The organism is Hymenobacter terrenus (genome assembly GCF_000972495.1).
Taxonomy (GTDB): domain Bacteria; phylum Bacteroidota; class Bacteroidia; order Cytophagales; family Hymenobacteraceae; genus Hymenobacter; species Hymenobacter terrenus.
The window spans coordinates 1-2,073 of record NZ_LATM01000096.1 but is presented as its reverse complement, the minus strand read 5'-3'; the positions used below and the strand labels follow the sequence as shown (position 1 = coordinate 2,073).

Sequence of the window (2,073 nt, the reverse complement as noted above, 5' to 3'; positions counted from 1 at the left end):
GCCACCCCGACAACCAGGTGAAGAGCATCCGCACGAAAGGGGGCAACAAAATCACGTTCCACGACCAGCAGGGGGAAGAGAAGATTCTGATTAGTAACGGCGAGCACAAGCAGACGGCGCTGGAAATCAGCTTCAAGGGCGACGGCCGGATTGAGCTCAAGACTACGGGCGATATCAGCCTAACCGCGGGCAAGAATGTGAGCATTGAAGCGGGGGAGACGCTGAGCCTGAAAGCCACCACCATCGTCGCGGAGGCCAGCAGCAAGCTGGATGCACGTAGTAAGGGGGAGACCAAGCTCAAAGGCAGCACGGTGCAGATTCAGGGCAGCACCACCGACATCCAGGGGCTGAACATCAACGCCAGCTAGCTGTCCGCTATGAAAGAGGAATTCGTGACGACGGGAGCGCTGCTGCAATGCAGCCAGGNATTCGTGACGACGGGAGCGCTGCTGCAATGCAGCCAGGGCGTGGTGCCCACCCCGTTTACTACCACCAGTAATGTCCTGTTCACCGTGGCCCACGTGCCGGTGGGCACGGTGCTGGACCTAGCTCCGGTGGTCAACATCGTGCCCTTTGGCATCTGCCAGCAGCTCACCAAGCTGGCCGGGGGTGTGCCCACTCCGTGCGTGCCGGCGCCCACGGGCTGGCAGCAGCCGGGGCCGCGCCTGGCCGTGCAGGGCAAAGCCATGCTCACCAAGGCCAGTTGCACGCGCTGCGCCGTGGGCGGGCAAATCGACTTTTTGACCTCGGGCCAGCTCCCGCCCATCGCCTACATTGGCAATGACCCGATGGTGACAAAGGGCTGGCAGCAAGCGGCTACGAGCCAGGAAAAAGGCGCCTGGACGAAGTGGGGCGGCAAGGCGCGCAAAGAGTTACGCGAGGACCTGTATCTCACCGATGGCCGCGTCCACGCTCACCATAAAATCCCGGTGCAACTCCTCAAGAATAATGATATCGTGCAGGCTGCCGTCGAGCAGGGCTTCGACTTCAATAGTTGGAGCAATGGCGAGGGCTTGCACGTATTAACTCACTTGAACGTGGTGGCGAAAGAGTATCACCACAACGAGTACAACCGTATCGTGGACGAGTATATAACCACTCACTTTCGGCGTTCTGGCCTGATAGAGCGTGACTTTTTAGAAGAGGATGTTGTACCGCTCATTGATGAATTCATTGCCGAAGCCAAGCGCTTGAAGCTGCCATTAAATGAACTCGCCAAGCTGAAGACCAGACTTGATTTCTAACCTCCTACCCATGAAGTTCTACATTTTGAACGTGGATGCTAATGCGGCGCACCGCTACTTGGTGCCCGGTGATTACGACCGGCGGGCGCCTAATGCACAAACTAGTCTCATTTGGGAGCACCTGCCCGACTACGAACCTATATTCTCTGATTTGCTTATCGGCGAAGATTACACGGATGCCTTCTTTCTTACTGACTTTTTGGTGGATAGTGGGGCCATTCGGGGGCAGGGCTTCTTAGTGAGCGAGAAGGTGAAGACGGTGTTGCAGGAGTTCACGCTGTGCCCGCACCGCTACTATCCCCTGCGTAGCTTCCGTATCAACGAGGATGCCCCGCCCACCCCCCTGACCGAGTTGCGGCCCGACATGCAGTACTACTACCTGCAACTTGTCGCCGTGCCCTACTATGACTGGGTTGATTACACCCGCTCGTCCTTTTATGTGCGCAACAGTCGCAAACGCGAGAATCGCCCCCTGCACCTGTCCAACGCGGAGGCACTACGGGAAGCCATCGCGCAAAGTGGCAGAGGAGAGTACGTGCATTTCGAGCACCTCACACTCACGGAGGCCTATCATAGTACGAGCCTTGATGTGTTCTTCTTGCTAGACATAGGCTTCAATGGCGGCTTCAATGAGGTATTCATGACCGAACGGGTACAACAGGCGTTGCAACAAGCGGGCGTTACAGGCATGGCTTTTCCCGAGCCGGTCAATATCACGCTGCCGGCCCGCTTAGCTTAGCTTAGCTTAGCTTAGCTTAGCTTGCACGGTTGCGATGTGGGCAAGTACCGCATCACGCAGATTACCCACTACGTGGATGAGCAGGGCAAC

2 protein-coding genes and 1 pseudogene are annotated in these 2,073 nt (G+C 57.3%); all 3 read left to right on the top strand.

Annotated elements, in window-relative coordinates; all coding sequences use genetic code 11:
• Positions 1-368 (top strand): annotated as a pseudogene (locus WX88_RS31160) (type VI secretion system Vgr family protein); the annotation flags it as partial.
• A gap of 9 nt (positions 369-377) precedes the next feature.
• Positions 378-1,244, top strand: coding sequence for a PAAR-like protein (locus WX88_RS28450; protein ID WP_052733150.1), 867 nt, complete (start codon positions 378-380; stop codon positions 1,242-1,244).
• 10 nt (positions 1,245-1,254) lie between these two features.
• Entirely contained in the window at positions 1,255-1,983 is a 729-nt protein-coding gene (locus tag WX88_RS26590) for a hypothetical protein (RefSeq protein ID WP_046247469.1), read from the top strand.
• Positions 1,984-2,073: the final 90 nt, after the last annotated feature.

What these genes read in the sequence shown, in the direction of transcription:
- WX88_RS26590 (WP_046247469.1), top strand. Translation starts at nt 1,255, where the DNA reads ATGAAGTTCTACATTTTGAACGTGGATGCTAATGCGGCGCACCGCTAC.